The 18853-nt window shown below is 72.8% G+C and carries 19 protein-coding genes; 8 read left to right on the top strand and 11 right to left on the bottom strand.

All coding sequences use genetic code 11. The features are described 5' to 3' along the window. Positions 1–3: 3 nt before the first annotated feature. Entirely contained in the window at positions 4–981 is a 978-nt protein-coding gene (locus ACIBST_RS44575; protein WP_397179529.1) for an AAA family ATPase, read from the bottom strand. 36 nt (positions 982–1017) lie between these two features. After that, positions 1018–1824, bottom strand: a complete 807-nt coding sequence (locus ACIBST_RS44570) for a S1C family serine protease (protein WP_397179528.1) — start codon at positions 1822–1824, stop codon at positions 1018–1020. Between the two features lie 237 nt (positions 1825–2061). On the opposite strand from ACIBST_RS44570, the gene ACIBST_RS44565 reads away from it, so the two are divergent. Beyond that, the gene (locus ACIBST_RS44565) at positions 2062–2343 is read left to right on the top strand and encodes a hypothetical protein (RefSeq protein WP_397179527.1); all 282 of its coding nucleotides are present in this window, start codon (positions 2062–2064) and stop codon (positions 2341–2343) included. Here ACIBST_RS44565 and ACIBST_RS44560 read toward each other — a convergent pair. Together ACIBST_RS44560 and ACIBST_RS44555 are read right to left on the bottom strand one after the other, a co-directional pair. Further along, a complete protein-coding gene (locus ACIBST_RS44560) occupies positions 2324–2662 on the bottom strand; it encodes a putative quinol monooxygenase (protein ID WP_397179526.1) in 339 nt (112 codons plus the stop codon). The genes ACIBST_RS44565 and ACIBST_RS44560 overlap by 20 nt on opposite strands. Further along, the gene (locus ACIBST_RS44555) at positions 2659–3720 is read right to left on the bottom strand and encodes an aldo/keto reductase (RefSeq protein ID WP_397179525.1); all 1062 of its coding nucleotides are present in this window, start codon (positions 3718–3720) and stop codon (positions 2659–2661) included. Before ACIBST_RS44555 ends, ACIBST_RS44560 begins: the two co-directional genes overlap by 4 nt. 158 nt (positions 3721–3878) lie before the next feature. Here ACIBST_RS44555 and ACIBST_RS44550 point away from each other — a divergent pair, with 158 nt between their 5' ends. Continuing rightward, entirely contained in the window at positions 3879–4742 is an 864-nt protein-coding gene (locus tag ACIBST_RS44550; protein ID WP_397179524.1) for a helix-turn-helix transcriptional regulator, read from the top strand. 16 nt (positions 4743–4758) lie between these two features. On the opposite strand, the gene ACIBST_RS44545 is transcribed toward ACIBST_RS44550, so the two are convergent. Beyond that, positions 4759–5073 carry a hypothetical protein gene (locus ACIBST_RS44545; protein ID WP_397179523.1) on the bottom strand — a complete coding sequence of 105 codons (315 nt, stop codon included), beginning with the start codon at positions 5071–5073 and terminating at the stop codon, positions 4759–4761. A 169-nt stretch (positions 5074–5242) separates the two neighbouring features. Then, on the bottom strand, positions 5243–5539 hold the full coding sequence (locus tag ACIBST_RS44540; protein WP_397179522.1) for a hypothetical protein: 297 nt from the start codon (positions 5537–5539) through the stop codon (positions 5243–5245). A 431-nt stretch (positions 5540–5970) separates the two neighbouring features. On the opposite strand from ACIBST_RS44540, the gene ACIBST_RS44535 reads away from it, so the two are divergent. From ACIBST_RS44535 to ACIBST_RS44520, 4 genes are all read left to right on the top strand, one after another. Next, positions 5971–7095 carry a hypothetical protein gene (locus tag ACIBST_RS44535; RefSeq protein WP_397179521.1) on the top strand — a complete coding sequence of 375 codons (1125 nt, stop codon included), beginning with the start codon at positions 5971–5973 and terminating at the stop codon, positions 7093–7095. A gap of 56 nt (positions 7096–7151) precedes the next feature. After that, on the top strand, positions 7152–7760 hold the full coding sequence (locus ACIBST_RS44530) for a hypothetical protein (RefSeq protein ID WP_397179520.1): 609 nt from the start codon (positions 7152–7154) through the stop codon (positions 7758–7760). Positions 7761–7774: 14 nt separating this feature from the next. After that, on the top strand, positions 7775–7969 hold the full coding sequence (locus ACIBST_RS44525; protein ID WP_397179519.1) for a hypothetical protein: 195 nt from the start codon (positions 7775–7777) through the stop codon (positions 7967–7969). Positions 7970–8069: 100 nt separating this feature from the next. Next, complete coding sequence (locus tag ACIBST_RS44520) at positions 8070–9281, top strand: PP2C family protein-serine/threonine phosphatase (RefSeq protein ID WP_397179518.1); 1212 nt, start codon at positions 8070–8072, stop codon at positions 9279–9281. Positions 9282–9286: 5 nt separating this feature from the next. Here ACIBST_RS44520 and ACIBST_RS44515 read toward each other — a convergent pair whose 3' ends face one another. Further along, positions 9287–11110, bottom strand: a complete 1824-nt coding sequence (locus ACIBST_RS44515) for an ABC transporter ATP-binding protein (RefSeq protein ID WP_397179517.1) — start codon at positions 11108–11110, stop codon at positions 9287–9289. Beyond that, complete coding sequence (locus ACIBST_RS44510; protein ID WP_397179516.1) at positions 11110–12921, bottom strand: ABC transporter ATP-binding protein; 1812 nt, start codon at positions 12919–12921, stop codon at positions 11110–11112. The genes ACIBST_RS44515 and ACIBST_RS44510 overlap by 1 nt, the downstream gene beginning before the upstream one ends. A gap of 142 nt (positions 12922–13063) precedes the next feature. Here ACIBST_RS44510 and ACIBST_RS44505 point away from each other — a divergent pair, with 142 nt between their 5' ends. After that, entirely contained in the window at positions 13064–14263 is a 1200-nt protein-coding gene (locus ACIBST_RS44505; protein WP_397179515.1) for a hypothetical protein, read from the top strand. A gap of 80 nt (positions 14264–14343) precedes the next feature. Here ACIBST_RS44505 and ACIBST_RS44500 read toward each other — a convergent pair whose 3' ends face one another. Together ACIBST_RS44500 and ACIBST_RS44495 are read right to left on the bottom strand one after the other, a co-directional pair. Next, positions 14344–15150, bottom strand: coding sequence for a hypothetical protein (locus ACIBST_RS44500; RefSeq protein WP_397179514.1), 807 nt, complete (start codon positions 15148–15150; stop codon positions 14344–14346). 104 nt (positions 15151–15254) lie between these two features. After that, the gene (locus ACIBST_RS44495; RefSeq protein ID WP_397179513.1) at positions 15255–17357 is read right to left on the bottom strand and encodes a histidine kinase; all 2103 of its coding nucleotides are present in this window, start codon (positions 17355–17357) and stop codon (positions 15255–15257) included. Between the two features lie 162 nt (positions 17358–17519). On the opposite strand from ACIBST_RS44495, the gene ACIBST_RS44490 reads away from it, so the two are divergent. Next, a complete protein-coding gene (locus ACIBST_RS44490) occupies positions 17520–17795 on the top strand; it encodes a sulfurtransferase TusA family protein (protein ID WP_357976369.1) in 276 nt (91 codons plus the stop codon). A 16-nt stretch (positions 17796–17811) separates the two neighbouring features. Here ACIBST_RS44490 and ACIBST_RS44485 read toward each other — a convergent pair whose 3' ends face one another. After that, positions 17812–18783: a GlxA family transcriptional regulator gene (locus tag ACIBST_RS44485; RefSeq protein ID WP_397179512.1), complete on the bottom strand. Its 972-nt coding sequence runs from the start codon at positions 18781–18783 to the stop codon at positions 17812–17814. Positions 18784–18853 lie beyond the last annotated feature (70 nt).

The raw sequence follows: 18853 nt of genomic DNA, 5'->3' as shown, positions 1-18853 counted from the left end.
GGCTCAGCGGTTCCGCAGGACGACGTCGGGCGTCCGGACGGCCCCGAGCACCCTGCTGATGATCGTGTCGGCGTCGACGTCGTCCGCCAGGGCCTCGTAGGACAGCACGAGACGGTGGCGCAGCACGTCGAGCGCGAGTTCGGACAGGTCGTCCGGCAGGACGTAGTCGCGACCGCGCAGGAACGCCAGCGCGCGGGCGCCCGTGACGAGCGCGATGGACGCGCGCGGGCTGGCCCCGTACGTGACGTACCGCTCCAGCTCCCCCAGCCCGGCCGTGCCCGGCGAGCGGGTCACGGCGACCACGCGGACGGCGTAGTCGACGATCGACGGATCGACGTACACCTGCCGGGCGCGGGCCCGCATCTCCATCAGCTCGGCGGTCGTGACCGTCGGCTGCGGCGGGTCCGGCGGGCGCAGCGCGCGCTCGACGATCGCCTGCTCCTCGTTCCGGGCGGGATAGCCGACGACCACCTTCATCATGAACCGGTCCACCTGCGCCTCGGGCAGCGGGTACGTGCCTTCGGACTCGATCGGGTTCTCCGTCGCCATCACCAGGAACGGCTCCGGCACCTGGAACGTCTCGCGGCCGATCGTCACCTGGTGCTCCTGCATCACCTCCAGCAGGGCGCTCTGCACCTTGGCGGGGGCGCGGTTGATCTCGTCGGCGAGCAGCAGGTTCGTGAACACCGGGCCGAGCTCCGTCCGGAACTCGCCGGAGTGCTGGTGGTAGACCCGCGTGCCGACGAGGTCGGCGGGGACCAAGTCTGGGGTGAACTGCACGCGCTGGAAGCCGCCGGTGATCGCCGCGGCCAGCGACCGGACGGCCAGGGTCTTGGCCAGGCCCGGCACGCCTTCCACCAGCAGGTGACCGTCGGCGATCAGCGCGACGGCCATGCGTTCGAGCAGCACGTCCTGGCCGACGATGGTGCGTTTGACCTCGAAGAGGACCTGTTCGAGCGGATAAGCCTGGGCCGGGGGCATGATGTCCCTTCTGTAGGCGCTTCGGGGGGGTGCCGGTCAGATCTGGGGTCCGTCGCCCGGCGGGCCGTCGCCGTCGTCGCCGCCCAGGGCCGCGCCGATCGGCACCGCGAACGCGATGCCGGCGAACGCGTCGTCGCCCCCGGGGTCGGCGATCGAGACGACGATCCCGACGACCAGCCCGCGGGCGTCCAGCAGGGGGCCGCCGGAGCTGCCCGGGTTGACGGAGGCGTCGAACTGGATCAGCCCGTTCAGGCCGGCGTCCTTGCCGGTCCGGCCGGTGGTCCGGTCGAGGCCGGACACCACCCCGGTGGAGACGCTGTAGGTCAGGCCCAGCGGATTGCCGATCGCCACGACCGGCGCCCCCACGGCCACGGCGCCGCCGAGCGTCGCGGGCACGACGATCTCCGGCAGCTTCACCGGCTTGAGCACGGCGACGTCCCGCTTGGGGTTCGCGGTGGCGACGACGGCCTTGGCCCTGGTCCCGTCCGCGAACGTGAGGTCGATGTCCTTCGCGGACTTGACCACGTGATGGGCGGTCAGGATCGTCCCGTCCTCGGCCGCGATCACCCCCGTGCCGAGCGACCTGCCCGCCTGGATGACCACGACCGACGGCCCGACCCGCCGGAAGACGTCCGGCACCGTGAGGGTCGCGGTGGGCGTCGGCGTGCCGCCCGGCCCTCCCCCGGCCCTGTCGTCGCCGCCGCTGCCGCCCAGCCAGTACGCCAGCGCCGCCACGACGACCAGCACCCCGCCTCCGGCGGCGGCTCGCCGAACCCTTCCGGCCCTGGCCCGCCCGGCTTCCCGAGCCCCGGCCGCACCGTCCTCCTGCGGCACGCGCTCCATGCTCCTCATACTCAGCAATCGCACCGAAAAGCGCCATAAAGAAGGACGCACAAATGCCCGGCGCCTCCGGACGCGTCCAGGCCGGGCCGCAACCCATACGGCAGGACCGATTCCCCGCCGCCGTGCACTGACGGCTCCCCCGCATTGGCCTCTTGCGGACACCCCCGGCCAGATCGGGCCCGGCGCGGCTCGGGTACAGGTGCAGGCGTCCGCACCTCCCGCAGGAAGGGGCACGTCGTGAGATCCCTGCTCAAGCGCGTGGTCACCGTCGCCGCCTCCGCCGCCCTGGTGACGGCGGCGACCGTCGCGCCGGCCGCGGCCATGGACGCCTCCTACGTCTGCACCAGCGGCTCGCGCATCCTCATCTCCGACCTGGTCGGGTACGTCATCGTCGCGAGCGGCTGCACCGGATCGGGCAGCGGCACCTACGGCACGATCACCATCCCGTCCGGCAGCTACTTCTGCCAGACGGTGACGCACAGCCCGGCGATCGACTACGTCAACGGACAGCGTTGCTGACCGCTCCGCCCGCACCGGAGGCGGTCACCAGCGTGCGCACGACCATCGGCTCGGCCAGGACGAGGTCCAGCACCTGCGCCGCATGACGGTGATGCGGGGTGGTCAGGTGCCGCTCCCGCGCCCCGGCGCCGGCCCACTCCTCGATCACCACCATGCTCGCCGGGTGGTTCGGATCGCCGTAGGCGCGGTAGGCCAGGCAGCCGGGCTCGTCCAGGGACGGTTCGATCATGGCTTCGAGCGCGGTCCGCAGCCGGTCCTCCTGCCCGGCCGCGGCCACGTACTCGGCCAGCACGACGAGGGACGTCTCCGGCGCCGTCACGCGAGGGGCCGGGCGGGGCCGGTCCCGGCGCCGGAGGCGGTGATCGCGGCGGCGATCTCCGCCAGGTCGGCCGGCGTCAGGTCCACCGCGGCGGCGCCGATCCAGCCGTCCACCTGCTCCGGCCGCCGGGCGCCGACGATGGCCCCGGTGACGCCCGGCCAGGCCAGGACCCACGCGATGGCCACCTCGGCGACGCCGACGCCGTGCCGGGCGGCGACCGGGCGCAGCGCCTCCGCCAGCCGCAGGTTGGCCGCCAGCCCGGTGGTGAAGTCGTGGTGGGCGGTCCGCCAGTCGCCGGCGGGCAGGCCCGCGACGCGCTCGGCGGAGAACGTCCCGGTGAGCAGGCCCGACTGCAGCGGCGAGTACGCGATCACGCCGGTGCCGTGGGCGTGCGCCCACGCGATCTCGGCCGCCGACGACCGGTTGATCGCCGAGAACGGCGGCTGGACGACGTCCACGTGGGCGACGCGCTCCGCGGCCGCCAGCTCCTCGGGCGAGTGGTTGGACAGGCCGATCGCGCGGACCTTGCCCTCGGCCTTCAGGTCGGCCATGACCTGCCAGTACTCCTCCAGCGGCGTGGCGTTGGGCGACACCGCGCCGAATCCGCCGCCGGCGTACTCCAGCGACTCGCCGGTGTCGGGGTAGTGCACCTGGTACAGGTCCACGCGCTCGACGTTCAGGCGGCGCAGCGAGTCCTCCAGCTCGCGCCGGACGCTTGCCGGCTTCATGATCCGGCGCGGGGCCGCCTGCGGGTCGTCGGGGTCCCAGACCAGGCCCGCCTTGGTGAAGACGTACGGGCGGTCGGCGTCGGGCAGGTCGGCGATGGCCTTGCCGACCAGTTCCTCGGAGTGGCCGAGCCCGTACACGGCCGCGGTGTCGATCCAGTTGACGCCGCGGGCGACGGCGTGCCGGATCGCGGCGATCGACTCGGCGTCGTCGGTCGCGCCCCAGCCGAACTTCCAGCCGGCTCCCGACACCGCCCAGGAGCCGAAGCCGAGGCGGGTGACGTCCATGCCGGTGCTGCCCAGAGGCCGGGTGGGCAGGTGGGTGGTGCTCATGTCGCGTTGCTCCCTGTGGGATCGAGGGGCCGGGCATCCCGTACGGATGTCCGGTGCGCCCCACTCTGGCGCGCCGCCCGCGGCCCACCCAGTGCCCGCCGCTGCCTAGGCACGGCATGACCAGGCTCGCGCCGGCGCCGGACGGCGATACTGGTCGCATGGCACTGGACAGACGCGCAGAACTGGGCGAATTCCTCCGATCCCGCCGCGCCCGGCTGCGTCCGGAGGAGCTCGGCCTGCCCGAGTACGGCAGCCGCAGACGCGTGCCCGGCCTGCGCAGGGAGGAGCTGGCCCAGCTCGCCGGGGTGAGCGTGGACCATTACGTCCGGCTGGAGCAGGGCCGTACCCTGCACTTCTCCGAAGCGGTCCTGGACGCCGTCGCCCGCGCCCTGCGCCTGGACGACGTCGAGCGCGCGCACCTCCACCGCCTGGCCCGCCCCTGGAACGACGGCGACCGCGGGCAGGCCGCGCCCCCGCTGCAACGCGTCCGGCCCGGCCTCCAGCGCCTGCTGGACGCGTCGGCCGACGTGCCGGCCTATGTCGTCGGCCGCAACACCGACGTACTGGCCTGGAACCACCTCGCGGCGGCGCTGATCACCGACTTCGGCGCGCTACCGCCCGAGCAGCGCAACCTGGCCCGCCTGGTGTTCCTGGACGAGGGCATGCGCGACCTGTACGCCGACTGGCCCGCCAAGGCCGCCGACGTGGCCGCCTACCTGCGCCTCGACGCCGGCCGCCATCCCGAGGACACCCGGACGCCGGAACTGGTCGAGGAGCTGTCGGCGGCCAGCCCGGAGTTCCGCGAGCTGTGGGCCGAGCACCGGCTCAAGGACAAGACCCACGGACGCTACGTCTACCTGCACCCGGTGGTCGGCAGGCTCGACCTCGGCTTCGAGACCCTCCGCCTGCCCGACGACCCCGACCAGGCGTTGATCGCCCACACCACCGAGGAGGGCTCACCCTCCCAGACCGCTCTCCGCCTGCTGTCCGCCTGGACCCGCCAGGCCCACGCCGCCTCCTGACCTCCGGCGGGGCCCGCTAGGAGTCGTCCTTCTCCAGCAGGCGGTCGAGCCTGATGGCCAGATCGAGGGTCTCGCAGCGCAGCAGGTCGAGCCGGCGGCGGATCTTCGACCGGATCGCCTGGAAGTGTTCGTCGGTCTGCCCGCGCAGGCCGAGCAGCTCGTCGGTCAGGGTCGTGACGTCCTGGCCCGACTCGCTGCGGGTCTCGGCGAGGTCGGCGCGCATCTCGGCGACGCCGAGCACCGCCTCGGAGCAGTCGGCCTCGGCGCACAGTGTCGCCTCCAGCGCCTGGACCCGAAGCCTGATGTCCAGGATCTCCGCCTCTACATCCACTTACTCCTACCTTTGCCGGTAGTCGGTAGGGAACCGGCCCAGTGGTGGAGGGCGGCCGGGTCCCACTTGCTGTAAGCACATGGTGGCAACCCGTGTATACCCGACACGACCGCCGGCAAGCAACGGGTGCGGGGCCGCGGAGGGCTCAGGCCGAGCCGGGCGCGGCAGGTCAGTTGTTGATCGGGTCCGGGCCGTACGCAGGCGTCCCCTGCGGGCAGCCGGGCGCCGCCTCCTTGCAGCAGCGCGGCCGGCTGGAGGTGAAGTGGGCGTTCATGTGGTGGCGCAGGGCCGCCAGCTCGTCGCCGAGCGCGGCGAAGTCCTGTCGCATCTCCGTACGGATGTCGGCGATGTCGGCCTGCATCCGGGTGATGCCGGTCGTGGTCGCCGTGGTGTCGCCGGTCGGCCTGCCTGCTCTGAGCTTCCGCAGGCGCGACAGCAGCCTGAGGATCCGTGTCTCTAGGTCCACACATTCCTGCCTTTGCGCAGCTGGACGGGGGCCCGCTCCGGACGAGCAGGCGGGCGCCCCGGGATTGAGAAAACGGTGACACATCGGCCGCCCGCGTGGGGATGATCAAGAAATCGCCGGGTGGGGTTCCATTACACCGGCGCCCAAGTTTCTTTTCTGCCAGCGGATATTGCCGCCGAAAGTGACGGACCGAAACCGGGCCAGGCCGGAGGAAGGACGGCAGAGACGGCGGCCCGCCGCGACGGGCGCGTACCGGCCGGTGGCAGGGCCGTGGGGACCGGTCGTCCTCTGGAAAAATCTTCTGGCGCATATCACGGCAAATCCGCAGATCAGGGACCGGCAACCCTGCGAATTTCCCTCCGCGACCACTCCGGATCAAGCATCCTGAGCATGTCATCACGCTCCCCCACCCCCCGTTGTAAGGAGCCTCCGTGACCCGGTTCGCCGTCGACCACTCACGCCGCGCGCTCATCGCCACCTGGGGTACGGGGATCGGCGACATCGCCACCACCGTGGCGGAACAGGTGCCTTCGAGCCCCGACGTGCTTCGCCTGGCCACCAGCCTCACGGAGCTGTCCTATGCCTGCTGGCGCTGCTACACCCACCCGTCCAGCGCCGCCGACCAGCACGGCCCCAACAGCGTCGGCTGGCAGCGGCAGGCCGAGCGCGACGCGTTCGCCTCGGTCATCCCGGCCCTGCTGGCGCCCGTCCGGCCGGCCAACGGCGCCTTGACCCTCTACTCCACGCGGGTGGAGGAGGTCGCCCACCGCGTCGGCCGTACGCTGCACACGATCAACCACGCCCCGCTGGCCGGCAGCGTGGCCACCGACGTCACCGCCGAGCTGGCCGCCATCGAGAACGCCGAGCTCGGCGACCTGACCGCGCGCGCCCAGCAGGCCGTCATGCTCAGCCGCGAGGACGCCTCGCCCCTCCAGGTCGCCCAGGCCGACAGCCTGCTGCACCAGCATCCGTTCGGCACGGAGGCGCTGTTCACCAAGATCGACCCCACCGCGGCCGCGATAGCGGCGGCCCACTGGCTCCACGCCGCCGCCACCATCAGCGCCCGGCACACCGGCCTGCACCCGATGCAGACCATCTCCGAGGTCGACAACATCAAGGCCCCCGCCCAGGAGAGCCTCACCGAGGTGCTCTCCGCGATGAGCGGCGGCGGCTCGCCCAGGGCCGCGGTCATGCCGATGATCCGCAACGCGCTGCACGTCGCCGAGGGCCACCTGTACGGCGTCACCGAGGCCAAGCACCGCATCGGCGTGGCCGAGGAGCTGATCGCCCAGGCCCGCACCGACCATCCCGAGCTCGGCCTCGGCCCCAGCACCGTCTACCTGCCCATCACCCCGCTCAACCCCGCCCGCCCGGCCCTCGACCTGCTGGAGAACCTCCTCTACGGCATCCGCAGCTGCTGGCTGACCTTCTCCCAGCACGCCGACACCCCGCCCGGCCGCGAGCCCGGCCGTCCGCGCCGCCACCACCGCCACACGGAGGTCTTCCTGGCCGAGGTGCGGAAGAGGGCGGCGCTGGACCGTTCCCGGCTGCTGTAGCGGGTCTGCCCGGCCCCTTCTCCGCCGAGGGTCCGATGATCACGGTACTCTCGGGCATGTCGGAAAACGTCGCCGAGCGACCTCCCTTACCGGCGCTCACCCGGGCCCTGGTCGGGCCGCCCGGCAAGGTGCTGCTGCCGCTGGTCGCCGTGGTGGGGCTGATCATGCTCGACTACACGAGCATGCCGGGCGGAGGCTCGTTCACACTGCTGCTGGCGGGTCTCGTGCTCGCCGTCGTCACCGTGGTCGTCTGGGTCGCCCGGTTCGCGGTGGGCCTGCTGCGCGCCGACGGACGTCCCGGGCTGCGCCGCCACTGGGTCCGCTGGACGGCCGCGCCGCTGATGGGCGTGACCGTGACCGCGCTGGTGCTCACCGGGATGCCGTCCGAGGTCCGGTTCGCGCTGTCGGAGTCGGCGCTGGAGCGGTTCGCCCGTACGGTGGCCGCGGACACCAGGGCCGTCGAGCACGAAGACCAGTGGGTGGGCCTCTACCCGCTGACGGTGATCCAGCGGATGCCGGGCGGAGCGCGGTTCCTGGTGAGCGACACCGGCCTCTTCGACCAGTACGGCTTCGCGTGGAGCCCCGGAGGCGAGCCGCCCGAGGAGTCCCACACGGGTTACACGCATCTCGAAGGCCCCTGGTACGTATGGGAGAGCCGATTTTGAGGATTCCTGGATCGGTGAGCGGATGGGTCTTCACGTCCGCCGCGCTGCCGGTGCTCTGCGTCTTCGCAGGCGGCGGCATGATGCTCTGGCCGGCGGTGGCCGGCGCCCAGGCAGCCATGATCGTCGCGGTGACGAAGGCGTACCAGGACGCGGCGCGGTGGCGGGCGCCGGAGCCGGAGCACCCGGAAGGACCGCCTGCCGCCGAGTGAGGGCGGCCCGGCCCGTACGGAGACGTCGGCGGCAGCCGACCGGGCAGGAAGCGCCACTCGAGTGGGTCGGTTCCCCGGCAGATCTCAGGAAGGGGTGCCGATGCGGCGGAGTGGCGGAGAGCTGATGCTGGGCGGCATGCTGTCCGCCAATCACCTGACCGCGATGGAGGACCTGCCGCACGTGGTCGCCGGGCACGCCGCGCTGGTGGGCTTCGCCGAGACCGCGATCTACGTCACCGACCTGCAGCAGCAGGAGCTCATCCCGCTTCCGGAGCAGCGTGGCCCGTCCGGCGAGGCGCTGACTGCCCTGCGGATCGACGGCACGCTCGCCGGGATCGCCTTCCGTAACGTGGAGGTCGTGCACGTGCCGGGCGGGCCCGACGCCACGGCTCGGCGGCTGTGGCTGCCGCTCCTGGACGGCACCGAGCGGGTCGGCGTGCTCGGGGTGACGGTGCCGCTGGACGACGAGGTCGCCGAGTGGCGGGCCAAGCAACTCGCGTCGCTGGTCGCGCTGCTGGTGATCAGCAAGCGGCCGCACAGCGACTCCTACTCGCGCTTGATCCGCGCCCGGCCGATGACGCTGTCGGCCGAGGTGCTGGTGCCGCTGCTGCCGCCGGGGACGTTCGCCGACGACGACGTGGTGGTCAGCGCCGTGCTCGAACCGGCGTACGAGGTGGGCGGGGACGCCTTCGACTACGCCATCGACGGCGAGACGCTGCACGTGTCGATCTTCGACTCGATGGGCCACGACACCTCCGCCGGGCTGACGGCCACCATCGCCGTCGGGGCCAACCGGAACAGCCGGCGGCAGGGCGCCGATCTCGTCGGCACGGGCGAGGCGATCGACGAGGCCATTGCCGAGCAGTTCACCGGCCGCTTCACCACCGGCATCCTGGCCTGCCTCGACCTGAGCACCGGCTGGCTGACCTGGGTGAACCGGGGGCACCATCCGCCGCTGGTGATCCGCGAGGGCCAGCAGGTGGCCACGCTGTCCAGCGAGCCCGACCCGCCGATGGGCTTCCTGCTGCGGCCGTACACCGGGGAGCTGCGCTACCAGCTCCAGCCCGGCGACCGGCTGTTGTTCTACACCGACGGGATCATCGAGGCGCAGAGCCCGGACGGCGAGCTGTTCGGCCTGGAGCGCTTCATCGACTTCATCCTCCGCCAGGAGGCCGACGGCCTGTCGGCGCCCGAGACGCTGCGCCGGCTGGTGCAGGCCATCATGGAGCACCAGCACGGACGGCTCCAGGACGACGCGACCGTGCTGATGGTGGAATGGCGCAGCAGCATGCAGCAGCGGCTCGTCATGTGAGCCCGTCAGGTCTCGCCGACGGCGACGAACCCGCTGTCGGGCCGGTAGTCGGGCGACTGGTGGCGGAAGTAGGTGTTGTAGACCTGGCAGTAGCGGCCGCCGCGGGCCAGCAGCGAGGCGTGGTCGCCCTCCTCCACGATCCGGCCGTGGTCGAGCACGATGATGCGGTCGACGTGCTCGATCGTGGACAGCCGGTGGGCGATGACGATCGAGGTGCGGCCGGCCAGCACCACGTCGAGCCCCTCCTGGATCTGGGCCTCGGTCAGCGGGTCGACGCTGGCGGTGGCCTCGTCGAGGACGACGATCGCCGGGTCCTGGATGAGCAGGCGAGCCAGCGCGACGAGCTGCCGCTGCCCCATGGACAGGGCCCGCCCGTGCTCGCCCACGTCGGTGGCCAGGCCGTGGGGCAGGGCCTCGATCCAGTCGCCGCCGCCGACCGCGGCCGCCGCGGCCAGCACCTCGTCGTCGCCCGCGTCGGGACGCGGGTAGCGGATGTTGTCGGCGACCGTGCCGCTGAACAGGAACGGCGCCTGCGGCACCGCGCCGATCTGCCGCCGGTACGCGCCGAGGTCGAGCGAGCGGATGTCGTGGCCGTCGATCAGCAGGCGGCCTTCCTGGAACTCGTAGAAGCGGGTGATCAGCTTGCCCAGCGTGGACTTGCCGGCGCCGGTGTGGCCGACCAGCGCGACGGTCTCGCCCGCCTCGACGACCAGGTCGAAGCGGCGGAGCACGGGGTGGTCCGCGTCGTAGCCGAAGGTGACGTCGTCGAACTCGATGCGCCCGGCGAGCCTGCCCGGGTCGGCCGAGCCGGTCTGGACGACCCGGGGCGGGGCGTCGATCAGGGCGAAGACCCGCTCGGAGGCCGACAGGCCCTGCTGGAACTGCGACCAGAAGGCGGCGATGGAGGTGAGCGGCATCCAGAACAGCGACACGCCCTGCAGGAACAGGTACCAGTCGCCCGCCGACAGGTCGCCGCCGAGCACCTCGGCGCCGCCGAGCCGGACCAGCGCGACCGTCGCGAGCCCCGCCACGAGGAACAGCAGGGGGAAGATGGCCGAGAAGACGAAGCCCTGGCGCAGCGTCACCCGGTAGCTCTGCTCGTTGACCGGCCGGAACTCGTCGTAGACCTGCTGCTCCTGGCGGAAGTTCTTGGCCACGGCGATGCCGCCCATGGTCTCCTGCAGGTTGGCGTTGACCCGGCTCAGCGACCGCTGGGCCCGCCGCGTGCTGGAGCGGGCCAGCCGCCGGAACAGCAGCGCCATGCCCATCACGACCGGCGCCACCAGCAGGGTCAGCAGCGCCAGCTCGACGCTGCGCAGGAACAGCAGGACGGTGACGAACCCCACCATCAGCACCTGGCTGATCAGGTCCATCGTCAGGGTGGAGACGGTGGCGAAGTCGTCGGTGTCGGAGGTGACGCGGCTGACGATGCGGCCCGACGGGGTCTCGTCGTAGAACGACAGGTCGCGTTCGAGCACGGCGTCGAAGGCGTCCTCGCGCAGGCGCAGCACGACGTCGCCGGTCACCCGCGCGCTGTACCACTGGCGGACGAAGTTGAAGGCCCAGCTCAGCGCGCCGGCGAGCAGGATGCCGGCGGCGAGCAGCGGGCCGACGCCGGCGATCGTGCCGTCCTGGATGGCGTCGACGCCCTGGCTGGCCAGCAGCGGCAGGGCCGCCTGCGCCGCCGAGACCAGCACGATCATGGACGCCACCAGGAACATCGCGCCCAGCTTGGGACGGAAGTAGGCGAGGATCCGGCGCGTGAGGTCACGGTCGGAGTAGGTGCGGTCGTAGTCCTCGGCGTCGAGGCCGTCCATGATGAAGCCCATCAGTGGACCCTTTCCTGCTCGTCGAGCGCGCCCTGGTCGGCCGGGACCTCGTCGTAGTGGGCGAAGATGCGGCGGTAGAGGGGGCTGCCGGCGATCAGCTCGTCGTGGGTGCCGAAGCCGGCCACCTCGCCGCGCCGCAGCAGCAGGACCTTGTCGGCCCAGCGGATCTGGGAGAGCCGGTGGGTGATCATCAGGGTGGTGCGGCCTTCCTGGATGCGCTCGATGGCCTGCTGGATGCGGTCTTCGGTGGCGGAGTCGATGGCGCTGGTGGAGTCGTCGAGGACCAGGATCGCCGGGTCGGTCAGCAGCGCCCGCGCGATGGCCAGCCGCTGGCGCTGGCCGCCGGACAGCGTGAGGCCGCGCTCGCCGATGACGGTGTCGTAGCCGTCGTCGAGCTCGGCCACGAACTCGGCCGCCTGCGCGTCCTCCGCCGCTCTGACCACGGCGGCGCGGTCGGCCCGCTGGCCGAGGCCGAAGGCGATGTTCTCGGCCACGGACCGCGAGAACAGCACGACGTCCTGCTCGATGGTGGAGATCTGGGAGCGCAGCGAGTCGAGGTCCCAGTCGCGGACGTCGACGCCGTCGACCAGGATCCGGCCCGAGGTGACGTCGTAGATGCGGGGCACCAGCTTCGTCAGCGAGCTCTTGCCCGCCCCGGTCTCGCCGACGATCGCCACCGTCTCCCCCGGCCGCACGGTGAACGTCACCCCCCGCAGGACGGGCTCGCCCTCGCCGTAGCCGAACGTGACGCCGTCGAAGACGATCTCGCCCCCGATGGGCGCGACGTGGCCGGCGGCCGGCTGCTCCAGCTCGGTCTCGGCGCCCACGATGTCGAGGATCCGGCGGGAGGACACGATGCCGATCTGGACCAGCGAGAACGTGAAGATCGAGATCTGGGTCGGGAAGCCGAGCATGCCCATCAGCCCCATGAAGGCCACCAGGTCGCCGATCGTGATCGCGCCGGCGGCGTGCAGGAGGAGGGCGTGCCACAGCGCCCCCGCCATGGCGCAGGCGAACAGCAACGTGGGCAGGTAGCGGGCCTGGACGAGGCCGTTGCGCACGAACGAGTCGCGGTAGCGCCGGGCGTTGGCGCGGAAGCGCAGCCGCTCCTGCTCCTCCTGCGCGGTCACCTTGATGACCTCGATGCCGCGCACCGCCTGGCTCAGCCCGGCGTTGAGGTCGCCGAACTCGTCGCGCATGCGGGTGGCCACCGGGTTGAGCTGCCCCATGTAGTGGCGCAGCGCGAACGCGAACAGCACCCCGAACACCACCGGCACCAGCAGCAGCCGCGGGTCGATCGCGGCGATGAAGACCAGGGGCACCAGGCCGGTGAGGCCGGAGTCGACGATCAGGTCGACGCCCGGACTGATCATGATGGAGAGCTGGCGGATGTCGTTGGCCGCCCGCGCCATCAGGTCGCCCACCCGCTGCCGGTTGTGGAAGGTCTGGCTCTTGCCGAGCAGGCCGGCGTAGAGCTCGTCGCGGGCGTCGCGTTCGAGCCGCTTGGCCAGCATCTCGCTGCTCAGCCGGGCGAGGAGGTCGAACAGGCCGCGGGCCGACACCACCGCCAGCAGCACCAGGGCGACCAGGCCGAGCGCGGCGGGCGCACCCCGCCCGCCCAGCACCGCGTCGAAGGCCGAGCCGATGAGCTGGGGGACCAGCGCGTTGAGCACCACCATCACCAGCGAGCCGCCGAGGAAGCCCGTCAGGGGGAGCGGGTGGCGGCGCAGGTGGGACCAGAGCCAGCGGACGGGCCCGCGCCGGTCGTAGCGCGGGCCTTCGACGGAGAACTCCGAACTGCCGCTGGTCACGGTGAAACCCCTTGGCCGAGGGCGGGCGAACGTCGGACCCGTTTGTATCACCGGGCACCGACAGAATCCGAGGGGTTTTCCGGCCGCGCATGAAGGCAAAGAGCGGGCAGCGTCACGCAATGAGACAGTAACCTTACCCACCGTGGACTCCTTCCTCCATCAAGCGGACCTGCTGCCGCTCGTGACCCTCCAGCCGCCGGTGCGCCTCCTCCCGGCCGACGACCTCGCGGCCGTGGTCCGGGCGACGCCGGTCGTCCACGACCTGCTCCGCCTGGCCTCCGCCGCCGGTGAGCCGGGGGCGGCGCGGCCGGAGCAGGGGCGGCTGTGGGGCGTGGCCGAGGACAGCCGGCTCATCGACGTGCGCGACGGGGCCGCCACGACCGGCCCGGCGGTCGAGACGCTGACGTCGGGTCCGGCCGACGACGTGCTGGACACGTGGGGCGACATCCTCTACTCGCTGTTCTCCCCCGAGGCCGACGCCGCCGCGCTCGACGCGGGCACGAGCACCCTGCTGATGCTGCTCAGCCACCGTGACGCCCTGCCGGTGGCGGAGATCCCCGAGCTGACCGACGAGGCGGCCGACGAGCTGGCCTGGTTGCGGCTGATCCGGCGCGAGGGCTCGTCGGTGTCGCTGACCCCGCTCGGCACCTGGAGCGCGCTCGACCTCTTCAAGACCCTCATCGGCCAGGACATCCCGGTCCACGGCGGCACGGCCGGCGCCGACGCCCCCGCGCTGCTGCGGGCCCTGCGCACCTACGACGACGACGAACGCGCCGAGGAGGTGCGCGTCTGGCTGGGCGGGCGCGATCCAGCGCGGGCCGCCGAGGAGATCGCCGACGTGCTGCTCGACGTCAGCCCGCTGAGCCGGGCCGTCGGGCTGACCGTGCTGCTGGAGGACCTCGGCCGGCCGGGCCGGGAGATCGCCGCCGCGTTGCGCGAGGTGCCCCGGCTGGGGGCGCTCATCCGGGCCAGGGAGAAGGAGGACCACGACGTCCCGCCCGCGCCCGTCGACGTGGCCTGGGTGTACGCCGACATGACCGTGGCCGCGATGGAGATCGGCGGGCCGGCCGAGTCGATACTCCAGCTCTCCGGCAACCTCGACGTCGACGACGTGCTCAGCATGCTCGGCATGATGACGTGCAGCGACCACCCCTACACGACGCCGATGCTGCGCTTCCTCATCGAGCACCATCCGGCGCCCCGGGTGGCCTCGGCCGCGCGCGTGGCGTTGCAGCGGTGGCGCGGGGTGCACGTACGGCCGCCGGGCGAGCGCGGCCGCCTGCCCAGGAAGCCCCGCAAACCGGGCAAGACGGCAGGCGCCCAGAAGCGCCGGCGACGCTGACCGAACCCTGTAGGGCAGGGGCCCGAAAGACCTTGTAGGGCGGGGGCCCGCAAGACCCTGTAGGGCGAGGGCCCGAAAGGTCAGGGCTTGCGGGTCAGTCTGAGGGCGGCGCCGACGCGTTCGGCCCACTGCCATGGGGCGTCCGTGCCGCCGGGCAGGGCGTTGTAGTACTCCCAGCCGCTCACCCCGCCCATCCCGGGATGCCGGCGCAGCAGCTCGGCGACGGTGGCGGCCAGGCGGTCGACCTCGACGTAGCCGCCGCCCCCGTTGTCGGGGCTGGTGACCGCCCCGGCCACCAGCTTGCCCGCCGGCACCACTCCCCCGGCGAGCACGGCGTCGTAGTCGCACGGGTCGGCCAGGCTCCGCGGGCCGCCGTACATCGGCAGGTTGAGCCAGGCGAGGTCGCCACCCCTGTCGCGGAAGACCTCGTCGTGGTCCACGGCGGCGGACGGGGTGAGCGCGAGCAGGAAGGCCGGGCCGAAGTCGGCGCGCAGCCGGTCGATCAGGCGTCCGAGGCCGGGCGGCGAGACGGGCTCGGTCAGGTGGAGGTCCACGCCGTCGAGGCGGCGGCGGGCGAGCAGGCGGCGCAGCGGCGGGTAGCAGGCGTCGAAGTCGTGGTCGAGGCGGTCCAGCCCGTCGATCCTGGCCAGGGCGCGGGCGCCGTACACCTGGGTGACCTGCACGTCGTCCCACATCTGGGCCAGGTCGGGGCAGTCGGGCGGGGCGCCGTTGAGCCGGACGTCGCCGTCCGCGCCGATCTCCACGGTGGCGACGACCAGGTGGGTGAGGCCGGTACGCCGTTCGATCAGGGGCAGCGGGGAGACGTAGAGACCGCAGTCGACGTGGGTCCGGTAGTACATCACCAGGCGGGGTGTGTGCTGGGGCAAGGCACGTCCTCCGTGAGGAATGAGGTGATACTTCACCATGTTCCACACCAAGAGTGAGATCAAAACTACCCTCGGTCAATTTTGCCGAGGACGGCCCGCGGCGCTCAGCGGCCCGCGCGCGGCGGCCTGACCGGCTCCTTCGCGGCCGACCCCAGGGGCAGCATGACCTCGACCCGCGTCCCGGCCCCCGGCCCGCTGTTGACGACGCAGATGCCGCCGAGCTCGGCCGCCCGTTCCCGCATCGAGCCGAGGCCCACCCCCGCGCTGTACGCGGCGGGCAGCCCGCGGCCGTCGTCGGCGACCAGCACGCGCAGCACCGAGTCCCGCTGGAGCACGATGCGGGCGCGGGAGGCCCTGGCGTGCCGCCGGATGTTGGTCAGCGCCTCCTGGACGATCCGGTAGACGGCCACCTCGACGGCGGCGGGCAGGTCGGTCAGGCTGCCCTCGACCTCCACCTCGATCTCGGTGTCCGGCGAGGACTGCCCGGCCAGCTCGCGGACGGCTCTGGCCAGCCCGAGGTCGTCGAGCGCGGGCGGGCGCAGGCCGTACACCAGCTCGCGGATGTCGTCGGTGACCGCGCCCATGCCGGTGTGCAGCTCGCGCAGCAGCTCGTCGGCGGCGTCGGGCGACTTCTTCAGGCTCATCCTGGCCATGTTGATGGTCATGGCCATGGCCGAGAGGGTCTGGCCGAGCCCGTCGTGCAGGTCGCGGCGCAGGCGGCGGCGCTCCTCCTCCCTGGCCGTCAGGATGCGTTCCCTGGAACGCTGCAGGTCGGCGGCCATGCGCACGGCGTGCGCCACGTCGGCGGCGTACGGCGTGAGCGTGGTGAGGACGCGCTCGTTGTGGGCGGCGGGGAAGCGGCGCGGGCCGGGCGGCCCGACGAACAGGCGGCCGACGCGCTCGCCGTGCCACACCAGCGGCACCTGGCGGGGCTCCGCGCCCACCCGGCCGCTCTCGACGTAACGCGGCTCGCCGTCGGCGACCTCCACGGCCACGCCCTCGACCGCGAGCCCGTCGCGCAGCACGCTGACCACGGAGGTCAGCGCCTTGGCCGGGTCGCCGCGCCGGACGGCCTGGGTCAGGCGTTCGGCCAGCACGGCGGGGTCGCCGACGCTGCCGTACAGGAGGCGGTCGACGGCGCGTTGCAGCACGTGCCGCAGCGGCTGGAAGAACGCGCCCGCGAACAGCGCGGCGGCGATGCCCGCGATCTCGTCGTAGCCGGAGACCACGAGGCTGGACAGCGCGCCCGCGCCGAAGTAGACCGCGCTCACCACGGCCACCAGCCCGGCCGCGACGAAGGCCCGGCTGATCACCGTGTCGATGCCGTAGAGCCGGTAGCGGGTCACCGAGAACGCGACGGCGACCGGGATGAGCGCCGCCCACACGACGCTCGGCCACAGCAGGGCGGGCACGAACGCGGCCGTGATCAGGAACACGACGTAACCGGCGAACGCGAACAGCGGCCACCCGATCTGCCGCCTGCCCACCGGGTCGGCCCGGCGCAGCCGCAGCGCCAGGGAGATCGCGGTCAAAGCCATGGCGACGTAGATGCCGGTCCAGGCGACGGCGGAGACGGCCTCCACGTACGGCCCGAGCGCGCGGATCTGCAGCGGGTTGGGGATGACGGCCGGGTAGGGGTAGCTGCCGGGGGGCGGGTCGGGCCGGAACACCGAGCGGGCCAGGTCGAGCCCGAGCGAGAACGCGCCCAGCAGCAGCACCCACCGCCAGCGCGGCGAGGGCAGCCGCCCGTCGGGCGAGTAGAGCGGCAGCAGCATGGTGAGCGCCAGGCCGCACACCGCCCAGCCGACCTGTGCGGGGAAGCGTACGAGCCCGGCCGCGACCAGGTCGCCGTCGGCGGCCAGCCGGAACATCATCGCGCTGGACAGGTCGCTGACGGCGGCGGCGATGCCGCCCGCGACCATCAGCCACGCCATGTTCAGCCGCGGCCGGTGGAAGATCAGGAACGCGCCGACCGCGGGGAAGGTCAGGGCGGCGGCCGTCTGGGGCGAGGCGGTCCGCAGCGGGGTCCACGCCGCCGGCAGGCGGGCGTAGACGAGCAGCGCGGCGACCGTGAGGACCGGCGAGGCCACCGCCAGGGCGACGGCCGTGACGCGCGCGAGCCGCACGCCCTGGCCGGGCGAGCCCCGCCCGGTCCCGCGGCTCTCGGCCGGCGCGGCCTCTTCGGCGATCTCGGCGAACCCGGTCATCTCATCACCGCCTTCCCCAACACTTGAACAGGATTATGACCCTTTTACTGGGATAATCCGCCCGTTGTGTCCGGGCCGTTACCGTCCGACGCCTGATCCGGCTCTCACCGGGCCGGGACAGGCCTCAACCTACTCGACGGCGACGCGTGGTTTCCTGTACGCATGCCCGAACCTGATCTCGTGATCGACGGCGGCGACAAGATGTGCGTCCAACTGCTCATCGAGCTGCGCGGGCACGTGCTGCGCGCCGGTCCGGGCGCCGTGATCCACCTGATCGCCACCGACCCCGCCGCGCCCGTCGACCTGCCCGCGTGGTGCCACCTGACCGGCCACTCCTACCTCGGGCCGGTGCCCGGCGCCGGGCGGCCGACGTACGCGGTGCGCGTCGCGGACGCCGCCAAGGAGACCGAGCCCGCCCGTCCCTGGCACGCGGCCTGACGGCGGCCGCCGTCCGTCAGCGGAAGGAGCGGCGGTAGGCGGCCGGGGTGGTGCGCAGCGCGGTGTGGAAGCGGCGGCGGAGGTTGACCGCCGAGGAGAGCCCGACGCGGGCGGCGATGGTCTCGACCGGCAGGTCGGTCTCCTCCAGCAGCGCGCGGGTGGCGGCCAGCCGGCGTTCCAGCAGCCAGCGGGCGGGCGGCACGCCGAGCTGGTCGGCGAACTGCCGGGTCAGGGTCCGCGTGGAGACGCCCGAGTAGGCGGCCATGTCCTCGACGGTGACGTGGTCGGGCAACCGGCCGAGCAGCCATTCGAGCAGCGGGGCCAGCGAGTCCGGCATGGGCCCCGCGGTGGGCAGCGGCGGGTACTGGCGCTGGCAGCCCTCGCGGTGCGGCCCGGCGGCGAGCTGACGGCCGATGCGCATGGCGTGGGCCGCGCCGTGGTCCTGGAGCACCTGGTGCAGGCACAGGTCGAGGGTGGCGGCCGAGGCTCCCGCGGTGGCGACGTCGCCGTGGTCCACGTAGATGACGGTGTCGTCGGGGATGACCCGCGGGTGCCGGGCGGCCAGCTCCCCGGACAGCTCCCAGTGCACGGACGCGCGGCGGCCGTCCAGCAGGCCCAGGGCGGCGGGGATGAAGATGCCCGCGCAGACGGCGACGATCCGCGCCCCGCGTGCATGGGCCCGGGACACCGCGTCGAGCACGGCCGGCGAGGGGACCAGGGTCCAGCCCGCGACGATCACGGTGTCGGCCTCGTCGATGGCTTCGAGACCGCTGTCCACCCGCATGGGGACGCCGAGGGTGGTGGGCAGCGAGCCCGGCCGCTCGGCGCACAGGGTGAAGCCGTAGTGCTGGGGGATGTCGGGCCCGTGGTAGCCGAAGACGGCCGAGGCCGAGGTGACGGGATAGAGCTCCTGGTTGGGCGCGACCAGGGCGACCACGCGGTGGGGGCGCACGGGGGCCGGTGGGGTCTCGGGGCAGTCCAGGGCCATGGCGCAAATGTACCCAATGATGTCATTTGGGACACCGGTGCTTTGATCTGGAGAAATCCAGAATTGGGGC

The sequence above is a fragment of the Nonomuraea sp. NPDC049684 genome, assembly GCF_044465345.1.
Taxonomy (GTDB): Bacteria; Actinomycetota; Actinomycetes; order Streptosporangiales; family Streptosporangiaceae; genus Nonomuraea.
Note: the sequence above shows the minus strand (reverse complement) of the source record. Positions and strands in the feature narration are given on the sequence as shown.